Source organism: Mucilaginibacter sp., assembly GCF_039207105.1.
In the GTDB taxonomy this organism is placed as follows: domain Bacteria; phylum Bacteroidota; class Bacteroidia; order Sphingobacteriales; family Sphingobacteriaceae; genus Mucilaginibacter.
Window position 1 is genome coordinate 1 of the sequence record NZ_JBCECK010000255.1, and the last position, 4,690, is coordinate 4,690.

Here is a 4,690-nt window from a genome sequence, read left to right on the forward strand (position 1 = left end):
TTTAAGCTGGCATCGTACATGACCTTGCTTGATCAGCATAAAATTGATACCAGTACCATTGTAAATGCTGAGGGTGGCAAATATAAATTCCCGAAAGGGCCAACCATTACCGATACCGAGCATGATAATTACGAAATGAGCGTTAAACGCGCTTTTGAAGAATCATCAAATGTGGCTGCGGCAAAACTGGTCACCAAATATTATAGCGGTAATCCGTGGGAGTATATCAATAAGCTGTATAGCTATCATTTAAATGAAAAACTGCAGCTGCAAATTGCGGGTGAAGGTAAACCGGTTATTAAAAACCCATCAAACCGCAGCTGGAATAAAAATTATACCCTGCCTGAGATGGCTTACGGGTATGAGATGAATATGACGCCGCTGCAAATGCTGGCTTTTTATAATTCGGTGGCCAATAACGGCAAAATGATAGCGCCCATATTTGTGCGTGAAATTCGTCGTTTGGGTAATCCTATTGAGCAGTTTCAGGCCCGGGTTATTAATGAGCAGGTTTGTTCGGACGTTACCCTGGGTAAAATAAAAGGCATGCTGGAGGGGGTTGTTCTTAATGGAACAGCTAAGAATGTAGTTAAGAATAAGTTGTACAGCGTGGCCGGCAAAACTGGTACCGCGCAGGTGGCCGATGGTCGTAAGGGTTATACTGCCAATAAAACATATCAGGCTTCGTTCTGCGGATATTTCCCGGCAGATCATCCGAAGTATTCCATGATCGTGGTGGTGAATAACCCGCATGGCGTTTATCTGGCGGCCTTGGTGGCAGGCCCGGTTTTCAGGGAAGTGGCCGATAGGGTTTATGCCAATGATATGGAAATAAACCAAAGCCCGGCAACGCATCTGGTAGGTAACACAAGCTTACCAAAGGTAAAACAGGGAAATTTAACCGCCTTAAAAAAGGTTTATACCAAACTGGGTGTAAAACCATTATATGCATCGGCTAATGCCGCAGGCAGTGGAGTGGATACCAGTAACGGTATCCCTTTTGAAGAAGTTAAGTATAAGAACGGCACAGTTCCGTCGGTAACGGGAATGGGTTTAAGCGATGCCCTTTATGTACTGGGCAACGCGGGTTATAAAGTAACGGTACGCGGCAGCGGCGTAGTAACCACACAGTCGGTTACAGGTGGCAGCTTAATACCTAAGGGTTCACGAGTAACAATAGAACTGGAATGAAGTATTTAAGTGATATATTGGATGGACTGGCCTTCACTGAACTACAAGGAAGTGCCGACGTGGAAATTACTTCGGTAACTTTTGATTCAAGACAGGTAAAACCAGGTGCTTTATTTGTTGCGGTAAAAGGTACGCTGGTAGATGGGCACGATTATATTACCCAGGCTGTAAAAAACGGCGCAATAGCTGTTATTTGCGAAGAGCTGCCGGCCCATACCGCAGGTGAAGTTGATTATTTAATGGTGGCCGATTCAGGAAAAGCCCTAAGCATTGTTGCCGCAAATTTTTACGGCAGGGCATCTGAGCAGCTTAAACTCGTTGGAGTAACCGGTACCAATGGTAAAACAACAGTAGCTACTTTACTGTATCAGCTGTTTCGTGATCTGGGTTATAAATGCGGCTTGTTGTCGACAGTTGAAAATCAGATCAATGGCCGGGTGATACCATCAACCCATACCACACCTGATCCTATTGAATTGAATAGTTTGCTGGCTCAAATGGTTGAACAAGGTTGTGATTATTGCTTTATGGAAGTAAGCTCGCATGCCATTGTACAGCACCGTATTGATAACCTGTTGTTTTCGGGTGGCATATTCACCAACCTGACACACGATCATTTAGATTATCATAAAACTTTCGACAGCTATTTAAAAGCTAAAAAAACGTTTTTTGATGGCTTGCCAAAAAGTGCTTTCGCGCTTACCAACAGCGATGATAAAAACGGCAATGTGATGTTGCAAAATACACAGGCGCACAAAAAAACTTACGGCCTTAAATCTATGGCTAATTATAAGGCCCGCATATTGGAAAACCAGTTTAGCGGACTGCTACTGCATATAGATAATGAGGAAGTGTGGTTTAAAATGGTAGGCACATTTAATGCCTACAATCTGCTGGCTGTTTACGCTACTGCTATGCTGCTTGATCAGGATAAGGCCAAAGTACTAACCAGCCTGAGCAAGCTTACCGGTGCAGAGGGCAGGTTTGAATATATAGCAGCACCTAATAAAGTAATTGGCATAGTTGATTATGCCCACACTCCGGATGCTGTACAGAACGTGCTGAGCACCATTCATGATATCCGCAAGGGTAATGAAAAGGTGATTACGGTAATAGGTTGCGGCGGCGACAGAGATAAAACCAAGCGCCCTATCATGGCAAAAGTAGCCAGCGAATGGAGCGATAAAGTGATATTGACCTCTGATAATCCACGCTCGGAAGATCCCACGCAGATCATCAAGGATATGGAAGAGGGTGTTGACCCTGCTTTTAAAAGACATACCGTACGTATTGTGGACAGGCACGAGGCTATTAAAACAGCCTGCATGCTGGCCAATCCGGGCGATATTATTTTAGTTGCCGGCAAAGGCCACGAAAAATACCAGGAAATAAACGGAGTGAAAAATCACTTTGATGATATGGAGGAGTTGGAGGGACAATTTAAATTAATGCTGTAGATGTGCGAATATGCAAATGAGTGAGGAAGCGCATCATCAATATTTCAGGAAACATAATTTCATCAACTAATTAATATAATAACAACAAGAAATAATCAAAGCATAAACCACATTAAAAGAGAACGATGTTATATTATTTATTTACATATCTAAGTAAAAACTACAGCATTCCGGGAGCGGGGGTATTTCAGTATATCACCTTCCGTACGGCGCTTGCAGTTATAACATCGTTACTGGTTACTACGGTGTATGGTCGTCGGTTAATTGATTACCTGCGTTTTAAACAGGTTGGTGAAACAGTAAGAAATTTGGGTTTGGAAGGTCAAATGCAAAAATCAGGTACACCTACTATGGGTGGTATCATCATTTTGCTGGGTATCCTTATTCCAACACTGCTATTTGCCAAGTTGGAGAACATTTATGTGATCCTGATGCTTATTACCACCGTATGGCTGGGTGCCATTGGCTTTTTAGATGATTACATCAAAGTATTCAGAAAAAATAAGGAAGGTTTAGCAGGCAGATTCAAGATCATTGGACAGGTAGGCCTGGCGCTCATCATTGGTTGGACAATGTACTTCAATACCGATATCGTGATCAGGCAGGAAGTGAAATTACCAGTGAGGGCTGATGTTCCGGTTGATTTTCATATGAAAAAAGATAACCCGGTTTACACGCAGGATGTGCGGTCGACCAAAACTACCATGCCTTTTTATAAAAACAATGAGTTTGATTATGCTAAGGTACTTAAGTTTTTAGGTGCAGGTTATGAGGAGTATGCGCTGGTAGTGTTCCTGTTCTTTGTGATCGTGATCATCACCTTCATATCAAACGGAGCCAATATTACCGATGGTATTGATGGGTTGGCTACGGGCACTTCTGCTATTATAGGTATTACACTGGCTATACTGGCTTACGTATCGGGTAACATCGCTATGGCCGATTATCTGAACATTATGTTTATTCCAAACTCGGGCGAGCTGGTGATTTTTGCCGGTGCCTTTGTTGGGGCATGTGTAGGCTTTTTATGGTACAACTCTTATCCGGCCCAGGTATTTATGGGCGATACCGGCAGTTTGGCCATAGGTGGTATCATAGCGGTATTTGCTATCATGATACGTAAGGAATTGTTGCTGCCTGTATTATGTGGTGTGTTTTTGATCGAAAATATATCGGTTATTATGCAGGTAGGGTGGTTTAAGTACACCAAGAAAAAATCAGGCGAGGGCAGGCGGATATTTCTAATGGCGCCATTGCATCACCACTATCAGAAAAAGGGTTTCCACGAAGCAAAGATCGTAACCCGCTTCTGGATTATTGGTATACTACTGGCCATTATAACTATCATAACGTTGAAGTTGAGGTAGAGTTAGGATCAGGATACAAGAATCAAGATATAAGATAAAAACATAGTATAAAAGAACAATGACTCAGTCAGAACATAAAACTCAGAACTCATCACTCCGAGCTCAAAGGTTAGCCATTCTTGGTGCCGGCGAAAGTGGTGTTGGTGCGGCATACCTTGCCCAACAGCAGGGCTATGATGTTTTTATATCTGATTTTGGAGCTATTGCCGATCATTATAAAAAACAACTTCAGGACTGGAACATCCCTTTCGAGGAAAACCAACATACCGAAGCCGAAATATTAAGCGCGGTTGAAGTGATAAAAAGTCCGGGTATACCTGAAAAAGCTCCCATAGTTAAAAAACTCCGTGAAAAAGGAATTTCGGTTATATCTGAAATTGAATTTGCAGGCAGGTATTGCGATGCTAAAATTATAGGCATTACCGGTTCAAACGGTAAAACCACTACCACCAGCTTAACCTACCATATCCTGAAAAACGGAGGGTTGAATGTAGGTTTGGCCGGTAATATCGGTAAAAGCTTCGCTTACCAGGTAGCTACCGAAAAGTTTGAATATTATGTATTGGAGTTAAGCAGCTTTATGCTGGATGATATGTACAAGTTTAAAGTAGATATTGCTGTTTTGCTCAATATTACGCCTGACCATTTAGACAGGTATGATTATAAGCTGGAAAA

At 42.4% G+C, this 4,690-nt stretch carries 4 protein-coding genes; all 4 read left to right on the top strand.

Going from position 1 to position 4,690, the window contains the following annotated elements:
- On the top strand, positions 1-1,191 hold a 1,191-nt coding region (locus tag AAGC65_RS25045), incomplete at its 5' end, for a penicillin-binding transpeptidase domain-containing protein (RefSeq protein ID WP_343115193.1).
- Positions 1,188-2,648: a UDP-N-acetylmuramoyl-L-alanyl-D-glutamate--2,6-diaminopimelate ligase gene (locus tag AAGC65_RS25050; RefSeq protein ID WP_343115194.1), complete on the top strand. Its 1,461-nt coding sequence runs from the start codon at positions 1,188-1,190 to the stop codon at positions 2,646-2,648. The genes AAGC65_RS25045 and AAGC65_RS25050, both read left to right, overlap by 4 nt.
- A 125-nt stretch (positions 2,649-2,773) precedes the next feature.
- A complete protein-coding gene (mraY, locus tag AAGC65_RS25055) occupies positions 2,774-4,015 on the top strand; it encodes a phospho-N-acetylmuramoyl-pentapeptide-transferase (protein ID WP_343115195.1) in 1,242 nt (413 codons plus the stop codon).
- Positions 4,016-4,073: 58 nt separating this feature from the next.
- On the top strand, positions 4,074-4,690 hold a 617-nt coding region (gene murD, locus AAGC65_RS25060), incomplete at its 3' end, for a Mur ligase family protein (protein WP_343115196.1).

Bases quoted from the DNA above. Each gene is read 5' to 3' on its own strand.
- AAGC65_RS25050 (WP_343115194.1), top strand. From the start codon at position 1,188: ATGAAGTATTTAAGTGATATATTGGATGGACTGGCCTTCACTGAACTA.
- mraY (WP_343115195.1), top strand. From the start codon at position 2,774: ATGTTATATTATTTATTTACATATCTAAGTAAAAACTACAGCATTCCG.